General features: G+C 46.0%; 19 protein-coding genes. 4 read left to right on the plus strand and 15 right to left on the minus strand.

Features of this window, described 5'->3' with window-relative positions; translation table 11 throughout:
• Positions 1–111: 111 nt before the first annotated feature.
• The 15 genes from FT643_RS16555 to FT643_RS16625 all read right to left on the minus strand — a co-directional run bounded on the left by FT643_RS16555 (position 112) and on the right by FT643_RS16625 (position 19177).
• On the minus strand, positions 112–714 hold the full coding sequence (locus FT643_RS16555) for a glycosyltransferase (protein WP_156872537.1): 603 nt from the start codon (positions 712–714) through the stop codon (positions 112–114).
• A gap of 141 nt (positions 715–855) precedes the next feature.
• Positions 856–1830 carry a glycosyltransferase gene (locus FT643_RS16560; RefSeq protein ID WP_156872538.1) on the minus strand — a complete coding sequence of 325 codons (975 nt, stop codon included), beginning with the start codon at positions 1828–1830 and terminating at the stop codon, positions 856–858.
• Positions 1827–3143: a glycosyltransferase family 4 protein gene (locus FT643_RS16565; protein WP_232340285.1), complete on the minus strand. Its 1317-nt coding sequence runs from the start codon at positions 3141–3143 to the stop codon at positions 1827–1829. The genes FT643_RS16560 and FT643_RS16565 overlap by 4 nt, the downstream gene beginning before the upstream one ends.
• 409 nt (positions 3144–3552) lie before the next feature.
• Complete coding sequence (locus FT643_RS16570; RefSeq protein ID WP_156872540.1) at positions 3553–4674, minus strand: polysaccharide pyruvyl transferase family protein; 1122 nt, start codon at positions 4672–4674, stop codon at positions 3553–3555.
• A gap of 191 nt (positions 4675–4865) precedes the next feature.
• Positions 4866–5582 (minus strand): class I SAM-dependent methyltransferase, encoded by a 717-nt coding sequence (locus FT643_RS16575; RefSeq protein WP_156872541.1) that lies wholly within the window; start codon positions 5580–5582, stop codon positions 4866–4868.
• 171 nt (positions 5583–5753) lie between these two features.
• Positions 5754–7664 carry a glycosyltransferase gene (locus FT643_RS16580; protein ID WP_156872542.1) on the minus strand — a complete coding sequence of 637 codons (1911 nt, stop codon included), beginning with the start codon at positions 7662–7664 and terminating at the stop codon, positions 5754–5756.
• Between the two features lie 7 nt (positions 7665–7671).
• Entirely contained in the window at positions 7672–8841 is a 1170-nt protein-coding gene (locus tag FT643_RS16585) for a glycoside hydrolase family 99-like domain-containing protein (protein WP_232340286.1), read from the minus strand.
• 54 nt (positions 8842–8895) lie between these two features.
• A complete protein-coding gene (locus tag FT643_RS16590; RefSeq protein WP_156872544.1) occupies positions 8896–11070 on the minus strand; it encodes a glycosyltransferase in 2175 nt (724 codons plus the stop codon).
• Positions 11071–11143: 73 nt separating this feature from the next.
• Positions 11144–12325 carry a glycosyltransferase gene (locus FT643_RS16595; RefSeq protein ID WP_156872545.1) on the minus strand — a complete coding sequence of 394 codons (1182 nt, stop codon included), beginning with the start codon at positions 12323–12325 and terminating at the stop codon, positions 11144–11146.
• Positions 12315–13442 carry a non-hydrolyzing UDP-N-acetylglucosamine 2-epimerase gene (gene wecB / locus FT643_RS16600; RefSeq protein WP_317622048.1) on the minus strand — a complete coding sequence of 376 codons (1128 nt, stop codon included), beginning with the start codon at positions 13440–13442 and terminating at the stop codon, positions 12315–12317. Before wecB ends, FT643_RS16595 begins: the two co-directional genes overlap by 11 nt.
• Positions 13439–15016, minus strand: a complete 1578-nt coding sequence (locus FT643_RS16605) for a polysaccharide deacetylase family protein (protein WP_156872546.1) — start codon at positions 15014–15016, stop codon at positions 13439–13441. The genes wecB and FT643_RS16605 overlap by 4 nt, the downstream gene beginning before the upstream one ends.
• Positions 15013–16308: a phenylacetate--CoA ligase family protein gene (locus FT643_RS16610; protein ID WP_198043622.1), complete on the minus strand. Its 1296-nt coding sequence runs from the start codon at positions 16306–16308 to the stop codon at positions 15013–15015. Before FT643_RS16610 ends, FT643_RS16605 begins: the two co-directional genes overlap by 4 nt.
• Positions 16309–16379: 71 nt before the next feature.
• A complete protein-coding gene (locus FT643_RS16615; protein ID WP_156872548.1) occupies positions 16380–17180 on the minus strand; it encodes an ABC transporter ATP-binding protein in 801 nt (266 codons plus the stop codon).
• A 3-nt stretch (positions 17181–17183) separates the two neighbouring features.
• Complete coding sequence (locus FT643_RS16620) at positions 17184–18029, minus strand: ABC transporter permease (protein ID WP_156872549.1); 846 nt, start codon at positions 18027–18029, stop codon at positions 17184–17186.
• 404 nt (positions 18030–18433) lie between these two features.
• A complete protein-coding gene (locus FT643_RS16625) occupies positions 18434–19177 on the minus strand; it encodes a 2OG-Fe(II) oxygenase (protein WP_198043623.1) in 744 nt (247 codons plus the stop codon).
• A gap of 177 nt (positions 19178–19354) precedes the next feature.
• Here FT643_RS16625 and FT643_RS16630 point away from each other — a divergent pair, with 177 nt between their 5' ends.
• Genes FT643_RS16630 through FT643_RS16645 form a run of 4 tightly spaced genes read left to right on the plus strand, consistent with a single transcriptional unit; the run spans position 19355 to position 23084 of the window.
• Positions 19355–20056, plus strand: coding sequence for a sulfotransferase family protein (locus FT643_RS16630; protein WP_156872551.1), 702 nt, complete (start codon positions 19355–19357; stop codon positions 20054–20056).
• Positions 20057–20060: 4 nt separating this feature from the next.
• Positions 20061–21146: a glycosyltransferase family 2 protein gene (locus FT643_RS16635; RefSeq protein WP_198043624.1), complete on the plus strand. Its 1086-nt coding sequence runs from the start codon at positions 20061–20063 to the stop codon at positions 21144–21146.
• A complete protein-coding gene (locus FT643_RS16640; protein WP_156872553.1) occupies positions 21143–22126 on the plus strand; it encodes a glycosyltransferase in 984 nt (327 codons plus the stop codon). The genes FT643_RS16635 and FT643_RS16640 overlap by 4 nt, the downstream gene beginning before the upstream one ends.
• On the plus strand, positions 22101–23084 hold the full coding sequence (locus FT643_RS16645) for a glycosyltransferase (protein ID WP_156872554.1): 984 nt from the start codon (positions 22101–22103) through the stop codon (positions 23082–23084). Before FT643_RS16640 ends, FT643_RS16645 begins: the two co-directional genes overlap by 26 nt.
• Positions 23085–23087: the final 3 nt, after the last annotated feature.

Consider the following 23087-nt stretch of genomic DNA (forward strand, 5'->3'; position numbering starts at 1 on the left):
AAAAATGGACGATGCCCATAAGAAATTGGAAAACGGCCTTAAACCGATTTATGATTCTGTTCGAAGACCGTTTGAAGGATTATATTTAACCCTGCAGTTACACAGAATTATTTACAGGGTCGCTTTAGAAGAATAATATAGTGTTGCCGAGGAGTTCTTCATATGCCATTGGGAAAACTCTACATCCTCCTGAGCAGGCAACCCCTCATCAAAACCTCTAATGCTCCATATACTTTTCAAGAAAGCAGAATTCCCGTTATTAAACTCTGGCTCTGACCTGGTGCCGCACTGCCCTCTGAAACGATCTGAAAAGTAACCAATCTCTGAACTACGGCTGGTAATTGAAGCTTTCTGAGCACCGTACACCAACTCAGCAGCTGAACGGCTCAGAGGCTTTACCAAATTCTCCAGCCAGTTAGCTCCTACAGGTACACAATGCGCACTGATCGAGATGACATATTCATATTGAGCTTTGGCAACCCCTATATTCAATGAGCGACCAAAAGTAAAACTACCTTGAGGAATGCTCACTAAAATACAGCCGAAACCTGTGGCAATTTCTCTAGTCCGGTCCACAGACCCCGAATCTACAACGATTACTTCTAAAGGCAAATCAACGACTTGTTTCTCAATAGCAGACAAGCAATCACCTAAAAACCGCTCTTCATTGAGCGTTCTAATTACAATCGATATTCCTGGAGTGATTACATTCATCAAATTTTCCCGTTGCTTTAACAACTTATAACTATGCTGTTTGAACTAACTCCACCTGTTACCACCAACCGAAACCGATCGAAAAATGTTCTTTTGCGGAAATTACTTCGTGCCCCACCCCAAGCCTATGAAACCGCATACCTACCCTTTTTTACTTGCAATAGCACGCTGGTAAGCTGCTTCTAACTCAAGAGCAGTTGAATCCCAAGAATACCTCAAGACAGACTCTGCCGCACCTGGCGTACTACGCTTCATTGATAAGCCCAATTTAAGCGCAATATCGTCAACATTTTTAGGATCAACATACAGTGCCATATCCCCAAAATATTCCCGAGTACACCCTTCTTGAGTAATAACGATATTAGCTCCGCATGCTGCGGCTTCCAAGGCAGCCAAGCCTGGAGTCTCAAGCAAACTGGGTAACGCAAATACATCACAGGCTGCGTATGCAGACTTTAACAAATCACTGTCATGCTCGATGACGCCTATATAACGGAAACCACCATCAAAGTCTAACTCTAACTTTTTAAAGTATTCAGCATCCCGGATATTCCCCACAAGAATGACAGGAATATTGACCAATTTACTGGCTTCAAGCAGTGCTCTTTGGTTTTTTCTAGTCTCGATATTACCAACACACAATATAAAGGCCCCCTCCACCTCAAATGCCTGACGAAAAAGGTCACCCGGTACCGGCTCGAAAAATCCCTGGTCTATACCATTATGGGTGACGATGTATTTTTCTTTAGGCGCGTCGAAATGCTTTATAAATCGCTCAACCTCTTCCGTAGAATTCGGGCAAATGACGTCTGCAGCATTGGTCATAAAGGAAATTTCTGACATCGGATACTGACTTATATATTCGGATAACCAAAGTATTGGGCTAAGTACCAAAGGGATCTCTTGGGCCTGCACGTAAGCGCACAAATTATAAACCCCACCTTGAACAGAAAACTGATGGACCACATCAGCATCCTCCAGCGAATGCTGCCATTGGTCGAACAGCACCACCTCATGGCCCCGCCGCTCTAAAGCCTCTTTGGATTTCAATAGCTGGATTTCGCCACCGCCCGGACACTGAAACGCGACTGGATATGTATAGAAATATATTTTCAAGCTTGAACTTCCTTGAGGTTGTTCTGATAACACATGCGGAATGTTAATAGATCATTTGCATCGGGCATGACGCTCAAATCAAGACGATGAAGAATTTCTAGCATCTCGTCACAGGAGGGTAAGCTCTCTTTAGGGTATGGGCTCCAACCTCTCTGCTTCAACTGAGAATGCGCGTCTTCAATTGCATCAACCGCAACTTTTGCACTTGCGCCCCAAGAAAACTTTTTTGATTGCACACCCGCGTGCTTCTTAAGGTATTGCCTGAACACCGGGTCTTCGATAACCTTTCGCATCTTGGCGGCCATGGAAGATTCTGAGTATGGATCAAACAATGCGTCATCAAGGCCCACCACTTCAGGGATACTTGTCCTATTTGATGCTATGACAGCTGCCCCGCAAGCCATGGCTTCGAGTACAGGAAGGCCAAAGCCTTCGTGAAGAGACGGAAACACATATGCAAGACAACCTCGATATAAATGAACAAGGTCTTCATCAGAAACATACCCAGTGAGGATGAAGTGAGTTTGATCGAGCCCCACCCCATGTGCGTAAGTTTCTAAAGATTCACGGATACCAATCTCCAGTTTACTCCCTACAACCAATGGGTGCTTATCTCTCAAACTGCTCGGAAGCGAAGCATAGGACTTAAGCAGCCTCTGCATATTTTTTCTTGGGTCGAATCCACCGGGAACATAGAGTAGAAATCCGGGAGATAGACCCAAATTTTTCAATGCTTCCAGCATAATCGTTTCATTATGTCGCTGGTTCAAAAACACAGAGCCAGCTGCAGACGAAATGTTGACGATTTGACCATGATGAAGCTCCAACAACTTAATCGCTTCCTGACGCGAATACTCAGATATAGCAAGAAAAAGCGCAGCGCTTTTAACACCTTCAAGCTTTTTCATATAGTAATCGTGAAACCGACCGGGTGGCATATACAATTCAGACATTGCCATCGGGATAAGATCATGCTGGGTTATCGATACAGGGACATAAACTCCAAGCTCACCAATAGATCCAACTGCATCATCACCCCAGCCATCTGCCAATAAAGCAGGAATGTGCACAAAATCTGGCTCAAGACAGGCAATAGCCTGTTCCCTTAGCATTCGTGCCGCCATTTGCCTCCAAGCATTACACTCGTCGTACGCCGCGCAAGGCGACGGCACATTGAAGCACACTATCCGCACACCAGGTGCAAACTCTAAAATATCCGCTGACAAATGCTCCAATCCTTGCTCCAGGCCATTACTCAACAGGCAAATAACTTCATGATCACGGTCTAACAAAATTTTCGCCATACCGATCATCAATGACCAGGAGCCTCGGCCTATACCTCGATAGCGGCTAGCAGACTGGCAAGCTTGGAAATCTAAGACTACTCTCATTCAAATAAAGCCAGGTTCATTTTATAAATTTATAGGGACACAACCCGATGGCGCACCTAACCGCGAGGCAATAAACACGGCCATTCCAAGAGCCGCAGAAAGCGACCAAACCAAGGGAGACTTCCCAAATCATATCTCACTGCAATATTCCAAAAATTCGAAATTTGAAATACAAAAACTCAATGCCAAATAAAAATCAGAAAAGACCTAAACTCCTACAAAGCCACAACCATGACTAACCAGCAGAAGACTATAGCTAAATTTAAAAAAATTGCTGGAACCCTGCTCGCTTTACAAAGAAAAGAAAGGAGGGAAGTTAAGAGCATAGGACTTATTCAATAAATGCATCATATGGCATAAACTGACCACTAATTTGATTTTTTAAATTATGGGGGATGCCCATCGCCTCATATAAAGACATAAACTTTTTAATATTAGATTTTGCTGCTGGGTAAAACAACGACAAATCCATATGCTCAAGGATCTGACCTTCTAAATCAGCTGAAAAATTAAATTTGGAAATTTCTAAAGAAGGGACGCCCATTGCTGCTGCTAGCTCTTCAGTCCTAACATCATGAGTAAGAAGTAAAGGTGGAACTGACGACAAAATAGATGCCACTGCCCCATGAATGCGCGAACCCAAGTACGCACTTAACCTTCTAGAATCCGCTATCCAATTTGTAACCGTAGTATGATATCGCCCCTTTATCTTAATCCTATCTAGAATCTTATCTACATCCTCATCATAATACTTAGCTAATCTGACCTCATCACACGAGGACGCAATACCATCTAATATAGCAAGCTCCGACTGCTCCGACTGAAAATACATTAATTTGACCGCATCCGAGCGAATCTGCTTATAAAGTTCACGCTGCAATACTTCATGCTCAACGCAGCTAATATCATCAGAATATCGTGTAGCTGACAAACCAATTGATAGTGGAGATTGTAATCGAGATTCGTCGATATAAGGAACCTGGTTGTGGTAAAACATCGATGGGCAACCGGTTACAACAACCTTTTTAATTCCTAACTTATTTAATACTTCTGCCGTTCTTTCTCCCCTAACCGACAGTGCTGGCGACCGCTCTTCAATCAGCTTTAATAGTCTTACTGTTGATTGAGGAATATCACTGACCATGGATGTATTCATATCATGTATACCAACACCTAACATCATCACGGGTATTTGTGTTTTTTCAAGTTGCTCAACCAAACCATCAAATTTGAATTTCGGGCTAATCCAGTTGGCTGCGGGTATAACAATTTTTTCCACGCCGTCAAGTCGACGAGAAAATTCAAAACCCAAATGCTTACATTCTGTGTTTATTTGACGGTAAACAGACTCAGTAAAAAGCAGGTTTCCGAAATTCTTGCCCGATAGTTCACATGCATTTAGCCCAAAATTCTGCGACACCCTAGAAGGACTAATACCAATAATTCCAATCATTATTAAACTCTTATATCCGTAAACAGGCTAACATTCGATCGCCTTTTTGTATTTATTGACGCCACAAAAAACAAGCACCTTATATCGAAAAAACTCCATTTCCTCCGATCAAGTTTCTATTACTTCCAAGCTAAAGATAAACCGTAAAACGTCACTTGGGGTAGCTGCATAGGGCACTAAAAACAAAACAGTTATCGCCCCTTTCTACAAACAACCACCTCATTAAATTCAGCTTCAAGTCCTCGACCTGGAATAACGTTACTGACTATCATACTGACAAAGCCAGCCCATCTAGATAGCTCGTTCGCCAGATCATAGCCATAATGCCAAAACACAGGTGATCCTTTAGGGTCGATTGGATTACCATGAAATTCTGGCTCACCTACAAATTGTACTTCCCCATCGACTAAATTTGCCCAGCGATCTGTTGAAGAAAACTTGTTAACTAAGGGTATCGTGGATATAAAATACCCTCCGGCTTTTAAAGTTCTATATATTTCTTTTGCGGCCAGATCCGGACGAGGCAAGTGCTCAAAAACATCTTGAGTAACCACCAAATCAAACGATTCTGACGCAAAAGATTGTGATTCTAAGTCTATGTTGTGAACTCCATTGATCTCACTACGTTTATCCTTGGGCCAAAATTGACTGGTGATATAGTTTGGACACTTATCTCTTAACAATTTAGATACACCCCTCGAAACAGGTGATGACTCATGTATAACAAGCTCTTCCCAGTTAGGAACGCATTGATCGATTACATACGCAAGATGACGCTCCCTTGGAATACATCCACAATTCTTACACAGATAGTAATCTCTGAGCCAGACTTGGGATGATTCAAATGTAACTTCAGACTTACAACAATCACAAAATCCGCTTTCTCTCTTAATTATTTCATCAACCATTCTTTACTCCTACTCCCCATGTCTAATCATGCTCCAGCACCCGGACGTAAAACTAAACATATTACAGCGTCAAATCACGCTCTTTAATACGTTCATTTTGCTTTACAGGGATAATATCTGCTGAACAACGCCAATTGATTCATTTGTACGCGATAACTCTGCAATGAAAAACTATCTGACCAAATGGGTTAAACCAAAATATTCGCGAAGAAATTCACGATATCCGGCTATTTTTTCTTCGATCACAGGTGAAACACCAAAGCGCTCACGAATTAAATCCTGGACATCACTTATCTCGAAGAAATGATCATCCTTGGCTAAGGTCGATGTCTGGCTGGCGTCGTGTCTACGATGCCCATTGAGCGAATCAGCGACATAGGCGACTTTTCCCTCGCTCAAAAGATGTAGATAAAAAACCCAATCACCCGCAACTCGGTACTTATTGACCTCTGAAAAAAAACAATCACTATCCGGCCGCCGAAACAGTACTGCCGAAACGTTTGGTATAGTATTTTTTACAGACATAAATCGCTTGATTTCATTTACGCCATCATTTACGAATGACTGCTTCCAATGGTTCGCATCAATTTCACCTGTATATGCACGATAGTCAGGCGCAATCTCTTGACCTGAGGAGTCCAATTGTTTCGATTCACAATAAGCCAATCTGACGTCTTTGTCGCTAAAACTAGGTACCAAATTCTCAATAAAGGAGGGATCTGCAACATCATCGGCCTCAGCAATCCAGATCAGGTCTCCGCTTGCCATTTTCAGACCTTTCTGCCACTGCAAAAATACTGAGCCGGAATTATCAGACGCAAGATCCACCTTGATTTTAATAGGGCCAGAATATTCCTCAACAAACCTCTGTATTTCTACCTGGCTATTATCCGTAGATGAATCATCGAGCACAATGATCTCATCTACAGAAAAGGACTGCTCCACGATCGACCGCAAGCGATCATATATAAGGTGCTGATAATTATAACTTGGCACTATCGCGGTTATAGACAGCCCACCATAGGCACGTTTAAGCAAGTCCAGTACATAACCCTGAAAATCAAACTTTTGCCGAGCATATTCGATGAGCTGAGCACGATCGTGATTACACTCGTTACCTAAAACAACATTGGCCATAGCAGCAACATCAAGGTAAGGCACAGTCTCACCACAACCCTCTCTTAAAACAGTTTCGGCACCACCGGCATGTTCAAAACCTATAACATAGGCCCCATGACTGATAGCTTCCAGCACTGTACTCGGAAAAGGATCTTCCCTGGAAGTCATTAGCATTATGTCAGATATCTCGTAGAAACTATCCACGCTCTTTTGCTTACCTACAAAATGAACCCGATCCGCCACGCCAAGAATATTGATATCATGTATGAGCCATTCACGAATTTCACGATGCAGCTCTCCCACCCAAATAAAATGAAATAAGTCACTAGACTTCGAAACCAAGGATGCGACCTGGACAAACAAATCCACGCCCTTTCTGATATCCGCGAAGCCGATTCCAGAGACAACCTTTGCGCCTTTTGGAATTCCAAGGCGAGCACGTAACTCAAGTTTGGATTCAGTTGATAACCGGTCAGGCTTCTTATATAAGCCCTGAGGAAGTATCACTATTTCTTTCTCTATCTGAAAATACTCCAGATACTTATCCCTAACATATTCAGCAGGAAAGACTACCACGTCTGACAAACGACCGATGTCCGCTGCCACGGCGCCAAGCTCATAGCTTCGTATCAATGTAGGCAGTTCATGAATTAAAGAGGTGACACGGAAGCCCGCAGATTTCAAATCGTTAATAACCCGCCCCGACACTACTGTATTACTAACACAGACGTTCGATTTCGCTCTTGCATCAGCAAGAAATTTTACCCACTCCCTATATCCCAATGACCAATACTCAATAACGTCTGAGCATCGCTCAAATTCTTCTTTCAACTCCCCATCATTCAACAGGACTGTAGTAACTGAGTAGCCAAACTGCTGCTTCAACGTGCTAATAATTGAAAGTGATAGCAGCTGCGCCCCATGAAAATGCGCATCATGGCAAATGTAAAGAAGACGTTTCATGCTTAAACTAAGACCCCTTCAAAATTTTGGCAATACGGTTCAGGTACGCATACCCGTACCGCCTATCTGGCTCCAGATGTGCTCCTTCCGCCCACTCATTCCAGGCGTTAACAAAGACAAGATTTTCTTTATTACGATTTTTAGATGGAGCGCCTTCACCTACAATGTATTTAAGCCACTCATAAAAGTGATCAGGAGTAGAATCAGACAAAGTCCATCCTCTGCCTGGCTTACGGGCATCGTTATCCCACGATGGGCAGCAGCCACGTATCCAACGGTAATCACCTTTCATTGACTCGTTTTTGCGCGCGTTTTGCAGTATGGTGGCCGCCTCTACTATTTCACCACTGAACTCAGGATTTATAACGTGATGGTTTGCTGCTGTATTCTCTGAGCCAAAACCAATATTGTGGGGCGGAAATTCTATGGCCCCATCACATCCCCAGGGCTTAGGGTCGTACTGAGTGAAACCCTGTACCATGTAGACCAGAACCTCACCCACTCCCTCCCGAGCGAAGACCTCTCTCCAAATATCCAGCCAAGCCATAAAATTAGGTATGATGGCTGGCCGATAGATAATTAACAACGGCTTTCCATCAACCCTGATATATCTTGAGTCCCTCAAAACGGGTGAAACATCCATTGCAAACTGCTCCGGATCCAATGAAGTATACTCTTGTTTTAGCAGAACATCGTTTTCAAGGCCATCCCAGGTCTTAGTCCAATTTTCGTTTGCCCAGCAAATACAAAATGGAAAATCAATTTCTTTGTGTCTCAAAAAATTAGCAATCGGCTTTTCAAGAACCCTCCGCCCTGAAAACCAGTAGTAGTAAAAACAGAATCCATAGAGCCCATACCATTTAGCAAGATCAACCTGCTTCTTCAATGTCTCTACGTGATTCAAATCGTAGTACCCGAGCGCATCAGGCAATCGCGGCTGATAATGACCAAGAAACTGAGGAATCGCTTTTGTTACGTTGGTCCATTCAGTAAAGCCCTCACCCCACCAGCGATCATTTTCAGGAATCGTATGAAATTGAGGAAGGTAAAAAGCTATAAGGCGTGCCACCTGATCTGCTTGGATATGCGGTTCTTTCATCTTCGATTCGTAACACTGACTCTTTCCCCGGTTACGAAAGAGTTCGTCTATGTATCGTTTTTGAATTTCTTTTTCCATCACACTCTACTCATCGTACGCGTTTACTGGGACTGTATGCTTAGTCCGCTCATATCAAGTTAAGCGACTGCCTGCTGACGGCAAACCAAAAACAGTTTTTTGTATTCTATCTACTTGTCTCGCAAGTTCAGGATACATATTTTCTATACCCAGCCTCTCTGTATCCATTTTTGCCTGCTCTGCTTTTTTCTTACAATCATCGTATTGATTCATGCTCAGTGACATTTTTTCTGATAGATCGTTTAGATCGGCATCAAACCAATATTGCCTATCATCGGAAAACTGGTATTCATCTCCTACCGGCACCAAATGACCATCCAAGAATATGCAATTATCTTCCGAGCAATAATCAGTATTACCTGAAAAATTACTGACAATGCAGGGGACTTTCAAATGCATAACTTCCGGCAACAAACGCCCAAAGCCTTCTGCTCGATGAGCTGACACAAAAATGTGGTGGCTGGCAATCAGATCAACGAGCTGTTGTTTTCCGTAAACCGAATCGATAAGGTTAATATTCTGAACATCCTTAACCATGGCGCTTATTTCCCTGGAAACCTTGGCTGAGATTCGCTCCAAATGCATGGTTTTGATGGTCAATTTAACATCAGAATTCTGCCCAAAAGCCTGCTTGAAGGCATTTATCACCACTTGCGGATTTTTGCGGGAAGGGAAAGATAGCGAGTCAAATATAAATAGAAAAGAGAACGCCCTATTTTTCTTAACTGTGGCACTCTGACTCAGTTGTGTAAAATTGAAGCTTAATGGCAATAATACTGTTCTATTTTGGAATTTACTTGGGACACCTGACTGAATATATTGAGAAGAGCACCAGAGCTCATCAACCACATTAAAAACGGCCAAATGCTCTTCCGGCATGTATGGGAGCTCCCAAGGTGAGTAGGCAATATTATATTGCCCTTTTACCAAAGATTCCTTTTCTAGAAAAAAGCGTAAAACTTCGTTAACAGGCATCACAAAGATACTGATATTGTATATTAACTCTGCTCTAATATAATCCGAATTCAGCTCATCGTTTTTATCAGAAGAGGATTCCTCTGGATAGTTAATAACACAGAAGGGGATTTCGGCCAGTTCGAGACATTTCACTACGCATCTGACGTCTTCGCCAATTCCAAGCGTCCTGTTACCTAAGCCTATAATATTCACCCCGTATTCTCTGGAGACAACTTGAGACCTATTTGTTAATAATGCAGAAAAATCCTCTGCGATTCGGGCATCCCCTAGCCATTGACTATATTGAGAAATACCTTCCTTTGTTCCGAGGTCGTATTCCTTATGCAGCTCCGAATCCAGCTTATACAAAATCAATTGCCAATTTAGCAAACCTGGCATTTGCACAACTTTCAAACAAAGGTATTTCGCTGCGTGCTGTGACAATGCCACATTCCTTGCTAGTTTTAATCCAAACCAAATCGCTAGGTTTGCTTCCGCTTCAACACGGTCGTTTGTAACCAAAAGCCACTGACGGAGCGGTCCCCGCAATTGCTCCAAAGCCTGATCCATAGCACTACTTTGGGACTCGACCCCTAACAAACGCCCAAGCAAGGAGAGTAAATCCACCCCATATTCATCTGCCTGTAAAAACTGACTGGAATCCGTTACAGCGCGTAATTTCAAAGGTATTTCCGCTGCACCCCGGGTATCTAGCCAAGCTCGGTAGCCGCTCTGCCCTGCATCAAGATTTAGATCGAAGCTTTGCCTCAAATCCGGTCTTATTTCATGGACAATCACTTCCCGGTTTGTAAATAGAGAATACCTTTCAGAGTTGATACTGAGAAACGCATTCGCTTCAGCCGAGATAGTCGCGGACTTCTTTAGGTTGATAGAGCTCCATACTGATCTATAAGCTTCTTGTTCTATATCCGCTTGTGCGCAAGATGGGATTTCCTTTACACCCCGATAATCCAGCCAGCTTCGAAACCCTCCAAGACCTGATTCGGTATCCAAATCGAAACTTTCATTTAAATCACCCCGGAGCCGATGAATAATTAATTCACAATTTGTTAATGTTGGAAAATTGTCAGAACGAGCGTTCAAAAATGTTCTGGCTGCATGTGAAATATTTATTAACTTTTTAAGATGAACTCCACTCCATACCGAAATAAATGCTTCTTTCTCTACTCGATCTTTAATTGAAGAAAATAGTTGATACACATTGGGATCAGAACCTGATATCGCCCGAACGCAAAAATCTGATCGAATCATCTTTTTAGAAAGCTCCTGCCAAAATACAAAAGGAAATCACATTCACTCTATGTATATTATTAATATTCATAACCTAATACATTGGCCCAACATTTACGCTCAGTAAATTCATCATCTTTTCAATTCTAGCTTTCCAGGTATTCGCGCCAACCTGACTCCTAGACTCCTGAATACCAATTTTCCCTTTTTTAATCTGCTGCAGCAAACAGGTGCAGAAACTATCAGTGTCGCTGGCGACCTTAACATCGAGATATTCAACGCCACCCAATTGCAACGGCGTTGATACAACCCGAACCCCAGAGGCCAAATACTCAAACAATTTCATAGGGAACATTGAAGAAGTATAATCATTTATCAGCGTTGGTAATGTTGCAACATCGAGCCCCGCCATATATTTTGGTAAGACTTCATAACTCTTGCGCCCAAGAAAGTGGACGTTTGGTAATGCTTTCAATTGCTGAATCATCTCATCCTTCTGGCCTTCGCGCTCTTCCCCAATGAAAACCCAATGCCAATCAGGCCGCCTACCTGCAACTTCATATACAAGCTTAAAATCTACCTTAAAGTTCGAAAGCACACCAACATAGCCAATTCTAGGTGAAGGAATACATGCAATGTCCTCCGGTAGCATTTGCACATCTCGCGCATTAACAAAGTGCTCGTAATCAACCACATTCGGCATAAAATGAACACTATGACTATATTGCTTGCAATGTTGGGTTAGCTTTTCGCTTGTAGTGAAAACCACGTCAACCGCTTCAAGCAATTTACGCTCAGAAGTCCTAAACGATTCTATATCTACTCCCGGAATAGCTGATAAGTCGTCAACACAATGGTAAGCTATCTTGCTATATTGAATACCTTTTATAGCGTCAAGCATATAAGGGTGATAGGTCCAAATAAGAGGAAAATTAAAGCGGAGTATCAAGAGCGAAACGTTGAGAAAAGCTTTTAGTAACCACGTGTTCAACATTGAAATAAAAGCCGATCCGTGGAAAAAAGGAACAGTTAATGGTGATAAAACCCAAACATTCTCGCGAGCTTTACTAGGTCCTCTGAAAGATCGCCACAACCGCTTGAATATACGGGTCATATCCCGCCCAGAACTCAACTTCGGCGGCCTAATCCCCACAGTTTCTACGTACAATACACGATAGCCCATTTTTGCCAAATGAACCGCAGTATGCTGCTTATTAGTCCAGTACGGCGTATCCCAGTCTGCAGTCGAAAATAAAATGACATCCTTACTCTTCATAGGTATCAGAACTTCCCGCAAGAATATCTATGATTCGAAGCGCAGCCCTTCCATCACCATAAGGATTATCCAGTTCCGCTAAAGTGTCACGACGGGCACAATCTGACAACCAGTAATGCGCTGCATTCAAAATATCAGACTTAGTCTGGCCCGCAAGCACTCCGAAGCCAGCATCAACCCCCTCCCTTCGCTCCGTGTGCTCGCGCATGACAATTACAGGAACGGAAAACGACGGAGCCTCTTCCTGAATACCGCCAGAATCGGTCAGGATCAGACAACTAATGGACTGTAGATACAGGCTTTCTTCAAAGTTGATGGGACCAAGCAGCTTGATATTGGGTATACCTGCCAAAGCCTTATGCACTTTGTCGTGTACAGATGGATTCAGATGAACTGGAAACACAAAAGTCAGCTCAGAATATTCCACTGCCAATTGCGTTACTGCACCTAATATGTTCTGCAATCCTTCGCCAAAATTTTCTCGACGATGGGTCGTCACCAAAACACACTTACCAGGATCGACATTAAAACCCAGACGCTTTTGGATAGCTTCTGGATTCCATTGTTGCCTCACTATACCGATCGCATCAACTACCGTATTTCCGGTAATAAAGACATCAGCTTTATCAATTCCTTCTTCAAGCAATGCGTTTGCTGCTCGTTCGGTTGGAGCAAAGTGCCAACGTGCAACCCGGGACAACATGACTCGGTTCATTTCTTCCGGAAATGGACTTTGCATGTCGCCAGTCCGTAAGCCTGCTTCCACATGAGCGACAGGGATTCCTGCGTAGAAAGCGGCGAGACCGCCCACAAATGCGGTGCTGGTATCACCCTGCACCACAACAACATCCGGTCTATGTGTTTCCAGCACCATTGAGATGGCCGTCATCAAACGGGCTGTAAGATCGGGGAGAGTCTGACCCGGCTGCATGAGGTCTAGATCCGCATCGGGGGTTATTTTAAACACGGATAAGGCTTGATAAGCCATTTCCCTATGCTGACCGGTCAAGCAGGTAAGGAGTTCAACTCCCTGCTCCAGCCTACGCTGTAATTCCAATATTACAGGTGCGAGCTTGATGACTTCCGGACGTGTGCCAAATATCACGAGCACTTTCACAGCAAGCACCCTCCGGCCCCGATGACCTGCCGCTCATTCCGGTATTCGCACTCAATCTGCCAACTTGCCGGCGCAATTTGCGGGGTACTAAGTTGGTACTGTCCGTTTTCATATACCCCTGCCACCGATGCTTTTGCTTTTAGAAAATCAAATGCATCTTCCATACTGGCAAATAGTACATTGCCACCCGATTTACGCATGCTTTCTATCAGGCTACGATGCACTTCGGTACGCTGTACTTCCGATTCCCAGCCATACTGATACCGCTCTGAGAATGGGTGATCCAGAAATCCGAAAAACTGTGCACTTTGCTTTGCGCTACTGAATGCTTGTTTGAAAATTCTGATCGGGTCTTCACTATCCTGCATACAGTCACCATGCAACATGCATTGCTGGGCAAATCCTATAAAGCCACTCCCTTGTCCAACCGGAACGCCCGAACGAGCAGTCATAAAATCGGGGTCGCAATTAATAATCCCGCCTACACAGCCTTCATAACCTGCATCGGCGAGGGCCTTTCTGGCATATTCCGGTGTGTGATGAAACGGTGAAACGGCATACCGAACGGAATGTCCGATTGCTCGCTCTATAACTGCCCTTGATTCGGCACCTTCATGCAGTGCGGCTTCGTAGCTGCCACCCCAGTTAGGAGCGTGTGTGAGCGTATGGGAAAGAATCGAACCGCCGCTTCCCAGCACATCAAGTGGCAGTTTATGGTGCTTGGGGTCTGTAAGTACCGTTGCATGCAGGGCAAGGGATAATGGCACTTCGAGTTCACAGTAAGTTTCCCAGAGTGGTCTGGCTGACTCTACATCCTCATCACAATCCAGGCGCATGGTAACGGCGGAGTCGTAACCTGCGGGAATTTCCCGGATCACCGGTACGCAGGGTAACTCGTCACAGCGATAATTCGCCAGCCAGCTTTCAACCAAGCGCCATTCCTGTGAATCAATAGGGCCGACAGACCGGGCAAACCACAACACTGAACCAGTACTATCCCATAGGGCAGACCAGGTTGCTTGCGTGCCACCGTCCGTTAGGACATTCGCTATCTGGTTTTTTAGTTGTGCAATATGACAGGAAGATAGAGACCAGACCGAGCCCTCTGTGGTAATGCTACCGTATCCCAGGTTATTCCATTCATCCATAAAATCGTAACGTTGAAAATGGCGAACGTCTAAAGGCGAGAATTGGTTGCCGATGGGGTTCAGATAAACAACACGCGCGTCACTGTTTGATTCACCAAATGTATCAGCTGGCTTTGCCTTTGCTGCCTCATTGAGCGATGAAACTGGCCCGCTATTCTGTAGCTCAAGCGCATCCGTCAGCGGCTCAGGCAATCGTCCCAATAACAATATTTTGTTCGATGCTTTTTCCAATAAGGAAATGATTGAGGCTGTCCAGATAGCAAGGGGATTTATAATCACCCAGATCTGATGACTTTGACTATGCGACTTCAGAAGTTCACAAGCTGATACCTCTACAATCAAACCGGAGGGTGTTGATCGGCCCAATGCCGCTGTCACCAGCATTTGTGCTTCGCTACTGTCGCCTGCTGCCAATACCCGGATCATGCCGTCACCACATGGCGAAATTTAGCATGACGGCCTACCCTCACAAAATCTTCATGCCCGACAAAATCCAGCTCAAACGCAGTGCCCCAGTATTGAGCAACCTTGCGCGATATTTCGTTTTGATCAGCATGGGATTCCGGCACAATTTTCAGTAAAGGCTTGGCCCCTCGTGTATCAATCTGGAATTCCTGGATGCCGCCGACACGATGATCCAACATATCCTGTATCGTATGTGTGGCATAATCAACGCCCGCAAGATTCACTACGTCGTGAATACGTCCCACTATATTTGAAAGATAGTAGCCGGAAGAATCCTGAACGACTTCCGCCAGATCGCCGGTTTGATAGCGAATCAGCGGCATCAGTTGGTTTCGGAAGCCGGTAAAAATCAATTCATGACCCTGAGGCCCCTGGCGGGATTCCGGCCACCCTTCTGACTCCAGCACGCGCATGTCCGGGCTATCCGCTGCGACCTCATACGCCATGACCCCCAATTCCGCCAAGCCGTATCGATTAACGACGCGGCATTGAAGAGCTTGAGCGATTTTCTGACGCTGATAGTCTTCCATCAGCTCGCCGCTGGATTCAAACACTTCGAACGCTTTTGCTGTTCCCATTGTCCGCTCAATGTAACAGGCCAGTGCATACATGGTGGATGGGTGGGCATGCGCCATATAGGGGTGCCGGCGCTGCATTGTGGCCCATATTTCCTGGAGCCCTGCATCATCCAGGCGATCAAAGAAGATATTGGAACGATTCATAGCAAAACATTTGAAGTCTTCCTTGATTGGCCATTTATCGTAGTCAACATCCGGAAATCGACAGGCGAAGTGTAATTCCGGTTGCCTCTTGGTGTTCCCAACTTGCTCCCGGCAAAACTGTGTCACTGCAGATGAATAGTCCGCTGAAGATTGGTCGTAATAAATTACGGCTGATAAGCCGGTTGAGCCGCCGGTTTTACATCCATAATGACGCAGCTCTGCAAGCGACTGTGACAACATCCGCTCACCTTGTTCCCGGATAATATCTTTGGTTAGAACAGGAAGATCGTTAAGGTATGCGGTGTCTTTTTCCAACTTATCAGGGTTGAAGTGATACTCTTTAAACAACTCCCGGTAGTAAGGAACGTATTGTCCCGCATAAGTCACAATGTTTGCCAAACTCTTGCGGGATATATCCAACCGCTCTGGCAGGCTTAGTGCATAGTGACGGCGCAACTCCCGAAGCTTTTCACGTACCATCCTTTTCTCATGGCGCTCGGCCATGGGATAAGCCAGGTAGGCGCTTGCCATTCCTTTGGCTGTTCTTCCCGGCTCAACAGCAAATAGCCGCTCACAAAATTTCAGAAATGGGTGACTCCGGTTCATGTATGGGCACCCACTGCTTTCGCGTGGGGGACCGCCTGTTCCTTTTCAGGCTTTTCTTCATTAGCTGCTTCGGATTGGGGAATCACCGGCTCATCGGCCACGATACGACCATGCTCAAGGTGAATTTTTCTATTACAAACTCGCTCCACCAGACTAGGATCATGTGTGGCGATTACCAGAATGGAGGCCTGATCCACTATAGATTGCAAACGATCCGCCGCTTTCATCCGAAAGTTCCTGTCACCAACGCTGAGCCATTCATCCATAATCAGGATATCTGCTTTTACACTGGTGGAAATGGAGAAGGCTAACCGCATCAACATGCCACTTGAATAGGTGCGTACAGGCAGATTCAGGTATTGCCCAAGCTCGCTAAATTCAGCGATATCTTCCATTTTTTCCTTAATTGCTGCCGGGCTTAATCCCTGCACGATCCCGCGCAAATAAATATTTTCAAACCCGGTGGCATCCGGATCCAACCCCATCGAAACATCCAGTAACGAAGCGACCCGTCCATGAATCTCCATAGAACCGGTAACCGGGGCATAGATTCCGGCCAGCACTCTCAGCAAAGTGGTTTTTCCAGAGCCATTGTGACCGGTCAAACCGACCCGGGCTCCCTCATTAAACTCAAACGACAGATTATCAACCGCCCTTACAACCGGATGACTTCTCCCGTCATTACCCAGCTTTCCTCCGGTCGTCATGCTGAACACGGTATTTTTGAGCGAACGATTCGAGTTCTCGTATACAGGAAAATCGATACAGATATTTTGCGCTTTAATAGATGTCGACATACATTACAACCAGTAGGGAACCCGATCCCGATATTTGTACATTAAGCGCCAGGCTAGCAGGTACCCTGCCGCCATCATACCCAGCGACCAGATCCATGATTCAGGGTGCAGAGGGCGACCTAGCAACGGAGCCCTTATCAGCTCGATGACATGATAGAAAGGGTTAAATTCAACCAGCCAGGCTCGATCAGTTAACACTTCAGGCATCCAGAAGATCGGCGTGAAGAAAAAGGAAACCTGCACCAGATTAGTGATGATAGGCGGAATATCCCGAAACCGCGCACAAAGAATACCGATCACTGTCGCGATCCAGACGCCATGCAACGGCAGTGCGAGAATCGCCGGAATGGCCAGGAACCCTTCGACACCAGGCCAATGTTTCAGTGCAATCAACATCAACAAAACAACCGGCAAACTATGAAAGAAAATCACGAAGTTTCGCCAGACCATCCGCGTCACATGTACCGTGAGCGGCAGTCGAACCTGCTTAATCAAATACCCTGATGTCATATAGACATTACAGCCCTCTGTCATAACCGCCCCTATGTACTGCCAGATAACCAAACCAGTGGCAACATAGGGAAGAAATGTAGCGATATCCGCATTGAAAAGCGAAGAATAGAGAAAACCCAGCACAGTTGCCATAATGGCAGTGCTCAATGTAAACCAAAACGGCCCTATAGATGAGCGCCGGTAACGCTGCTTTATGTCATGCCAGCCCAACGTGCCCCATACCCGGGTCGCTCGCAAACCCACCCACATATCATCGTAGTTGTTATGTTCCAGGTTAGTGAGCTGAGAGGACAAATCAGCTGGCTGCGCCGGTTGTTTCAAATCTAAATCGGGCATTACTTTTTCCTTATTCCAAACACGCTATTGCCACGATTACGCTATGCCACTGCCACTGTTCATGGGTCTGAAGTTGTTCTGAAGTGCAGAGTATTTACCATAGTCACACGCGGGCGGGATAAAACCCTCTGGGCCGACCGGTCTCCCGGAACAACCAAGAAGCAATGCCCTTCCAGTACCTGGTTGGTCAGGACACCTCTTTGCAAAAGCAGCGAGGGCATTTTAACGTAAAACCGCTACCGAGGGCTATCCGACCCCTATCCCTTACCAATGTTCCCATGCCACTTGCAATCGGCCCAAGCGCACGAGGGAAAGCAGAAAGCCTAATAAATATAGGATTAAAGACTGCACCAAAACGCTATGGAGACCCGCGCTCGTTAGGTTTTATTCCCCCCGCCCCTACCCTACTCTAGTTTCGGCAGGTTGGAACGATCCGTTTGCCGCCAGTCAGTTGCTTGCGTGGAAATCACCTCTTTGTCATCTCGACCATTTGTATAATAGTAAAGGGCGATGGACTTACGTGTGCAGCCGTCGGGACAGACGATGGGTGCCGGGCTACCGTGAAAGGAGTCCGCATCTGTATTGAAAATAACCATGCGCCCTAACAATGGGCGAATACGCCGCGCACACCGGGACATATCCCTTGTCCAAAGCTCCAGGTGACCTTCGTACTCATCCTGCCAGCGCTCGTTCAGGTACAACAAAACATTGATTCTGCGACACAACTGATACACCCGGTGATTAGTAAAATCCGCGTGAATACCCAGTACCCCGCCCGGCAACATCTGGTGCAGGCCCGCCCCTTGTAGCGACGGGTCCGGCAATAACCCTCGAATACCAGTCAATTGCTCAAGCAGGCTGATAAACATGCCTGAATTCAGCTCCCACAACAGCTGCCTGATGCAGATCGGGAGGTTAGCCTCCTGCGAGCAGCCGAGCTTATTAAACTGCATTTTTTCGCCCTCAAGTGTCGCCGACACTTGGCGCCAACTCATCTGCTCTTGAGGAGAAGGAAAAGCATCTACGATCAACTTCAGCGCCTTTGGCTCTACCATATTCTCCAACAAGATATGGGGAAAGGGTTCCGCCTGCTGATAAAGGTTCTGGTGCTGAATAACCGTATCGCGCAGACGCTCGAAGCCAACCATCGTCTTTCTCCCCGCGTACTCAGACTCAACCCCTCCCCTACCAAACATAATCTTCTCCACAAACACCCTATTTACTTTAAAATAAGACGGATTTACTGATATTGCATAGACTCGGATCAATAGGTACTATCTCCGGTCGCCATTAAAAACCCTCTTAACCCCAGAGCACCTTACTGCATGGTAACATCAAGACCGAAGCACATTATCTGCATTCTCGGCATGCATCGCAGTGGCACCAGCTGCCTTACCGGCACGCTTCAGGAGCTGGGGTTGAACCTCGGCAAGCATCATACGTGGAATCCCTACAACCTAAAAGGCAATCGAGAAAATCAGGATATCGTCGATTTTCACGATCAGCTGCTGGCAGACAATGGTGGTAGCTGGTGCTCCCCTCCCCGAAAAGTAGTGTGGACTGAAAAGCATTACCAGCAAGCCAGACAGATTCTCGGTACCCACGCGAATGAAGAATATTGGGGCTTCAAGGATCCCCGAAGCTTGTTAACCTACGACGGCTGGCTCAGACTTTGTCCGGATCTGATCTTAATTGGCATATTCAGACATCCTACCTCCGTTGCCAACTCTCTGGCCGGACGGGGCGGCCACTCCCGAAAAGAGTCCTATCGCCTTTGGAAGATATACAACCAACGACTATTGCGGTTGCACAAGCCCCATACTTTTCCGGTGCTGAATTTTGACTGGGACCCAAAAGCATTTAACAAACAGAGCTTGCAGGTTGCACAAGAAATAGGACTTACGCCACAAAATACCGGCACAGCGTTTTATTCCGAAGAACTCCGCTCTCACGATCAGCGGCAGGAACATTTACCCTGGGGCGTAAAATACACCTATAAATCACTGTTACGTATCAGCAAACTATAAAATTATGTTTAAAAAAATTCTCCGCCGCCTCACCAGTAAAATAGCAAGCACCCCACCCTCTCCATCAACAACGATTAAACCCGCAAAACTACCTTTTGCCCCTCGCCCGAGGCCACGCTTCTCACCCCGGATGCCCATGCCAAAAGCGCCGGTACCCGGCAGCGATCGTCCCAAACTCTCCTTGATTGTTATAATTTACAACATGCCTGACCAGGCCGAGAAAACACTTGCTTCTCTCGCCGTTGATTACCAGCGCAATGTCCGTACTGAAGACTACGAAGTGCTGGTCATGGAAAACAACTCCGGCAACAACCTCGGTCAGGAGCGAGCAATAAAACACGGCTCTAATTTTCGCTATTATCTGCGACATGAAACTGAACCTACTCCCATCCACGCCATCAACTTTGCAGTGCAAGAATCCCGCGCCGATTTCATCGGCATCATTATCGATGGAGCCAGAATGCTGACTCCCGGCGTTGTCAGCTACACAATTGCAGCACTCGCCATCGCCGAACAGCCTGTAATATGCGTCCCTGGATATCATCTTGGTGCAAAGTTACAACAAGAAGCAATGCAAGAAGGCTACGACGAAACACACGAGCAAATGCTGCTGGACAGCATTCAATGGCCGAGTGACGGGTACCGACTGTTTGAAATCAGCTGTTTCAGCGGTACCAGTAGCGGTGGCTACTTTAAGCCACTCAGTGAAAGCAATTGCCTCTGCATGTCAAAACAACTCTATGCGGAAATCGGAGGATGCGACAAGCGCTTTAATGAGACCGGCGGCGGGCAGGTAAACCTGGATCTCTACAAAAGGGCCAGTGAGCGCGACAATACCACCCTGATTGCCCTCATTGGAGAAGGGTCGTTTCATCAGTTCCATGGTGGTATAACGACAGGACAGATGGGAGAAGAGCGGATTGACACCATGAGAAGACACTTCGCGCAATATGCCAGCATCCGGGGTGAGGCTTATATTCCACCGGACAAACGCCCCATTTTGTTTGGTGCTATCGCCGACAGCACCGTTCCGTTCATTATGAATTCGGCTAACAATGCGTTTCACGCATTGCAAAACGAAGCGCCATGAGTGCCTCGCTTTCTCTAATAGTCATTTTACACAACATGCCAGAGCAGGCCTGGAACAGCTTGCTAAGCCTCACGGCGGATTACCAGAAGGGGGTCTCTTCCACAGAGTATGAAGTCATCGTTGTTGAAAATAGCTCCGGCAACAATATCCCTCCGCACCGGATCAAACAACTTCCCGAGAATTTCAAATACGTATTAAGAGAAGAGCCGGGGGTGTCGCCTGCTCCTGCGATCAAACATGCTCTGACACTGTGCCGGGGAGAAAATATCGGTCTTTTAATTGATGGCGCCTATGTGCTGACTCCCGGCGTTCTGACTTACGCATTGCAAGCCCTGCGCCTTTACAAAGCCGTCGTTGCAGTTCCGGGCTACTACCTCAGTCAGCAGGGAAAAGACGGGGGAATTGGCTCAAGCATCGTTGAATACGAACAAAATCTATTGCGCAGCATCCATTGGAAAACTCAAGGCTACAGCCTGTTTAGGGAAGCGACGTTCAACCCGGGTAACCGTAACGGGCAATTCCACCCATTCATGGAAAGCAATGCTTTTTTCTTTCCAAAAGCAGCAATCAATGAAAGAACTGTCGATGAAAGTTTCGCTCTACCCGGAGGCGGCAGTCTCAATTTACATATCTTTCGCCAACTTTGCTTATCGCTAGAAACTGCGCCAGTGATTCTAATGGGGGAAGGCTGTTTCCACCAGTATCATGGCGGAGTTAGCACCAGCAATAACAGCGAACGGGATGAGCGCGTTAAAACCTTTAAACAACAACTCGATGCGTACTGGCCCGGCGGCTTCAAAGCGGTTACCCGGGAGCCATTATTCTTCGGCCATATTTCTCAGGAAGCGCTGCCCTTCGTACAACACTCTATAGAAGCCGGTGAACGTCGTTTCTCGCGACTTAAAAGTAGCGCCAAGCCCGTGTGGGAAGATGACCGAAGCATTGGAGTAAGCAATGGAGAAACCATTGAAGAACCATAAAAAGCCCATGCTATCCGTGGTGGTGGTAGCCTATAACATGGCAAGACAAGCGATGAATACGCTCTACTCGCTGAGTACCGATTACCAGCGGGGCGTAACACGGGAGGAATACGAAGTCGTTGTTGTAGAGAACCAGTCCACTAACAATTTACACCCGGAGGAGATCGCGAAACTATCAGGCAATTTCCGCTACACATTGCGACAAGAATCCGAACCAACACCTATACACGCCCTTAACCAGGGGATCGAGTTGTCCGAGGGCGAAAATATTTGTCTTATGATTGATGGTGCTCGAATGCTGTCTCCCAGAACATTGAGATACATTATCGACGCACTTACCATCGAGCCAAATGCTCTGGTTGCAGTACCCGGTTATCATATTGGTGAGCAAGACCAAAAGCTCAACAATGTGAACCAACACAATGAAATTCTGGAACAACAATTGCTGGATAGTATTCACTGGAAGAGGCAAGGCTACCGATTATTTGAAATCAGTTGCCTGAGCCCGGCCAACCCGCATAGCTATCTGCATCCTTTAATGGAATCCAACTGCTTATCTTGCAGCAAACAGACTATCCTCAATTACGGTGGAGCAAATCCACTTTTCAAGAGCCCGGGCGGTGGCGCAGTCAACCTGGACCTTTATCGTGGTCTCTGCTCGAACCCGAAAATTAAACTTTATATAACACCCGGAGAAGGCACGTTCCACCAATATCATGGTGGTGTGACCACGATGCAAAGGGACGACCTGGAAGCACTACTGATGTCATTCAGGGCGGAATACGAAAGCATCAAAGGCAACCCCTATACTGCGGTTAGAAAAGAACCTATTCTAATCGGCGCGATAACCAGCTTTGCACTTCCGACGTTCAAAGAAGCCGTAATGCGAGCCGAAAAACGATTTGCCCGTTTCGCCACCCAGGGTCAAGATCCCTGGGAAGACGGCCATGCCTGTTAAAGT

This window comes from Ketobacter sp. MCCC 1A13808 (assembly GCF_009746715.1).
Lineage (GTDB): Bacteria > Pseudomonadota > Gammaproteobacteria > Pseudomonadales > Ketobacteraceae > Ketobacter.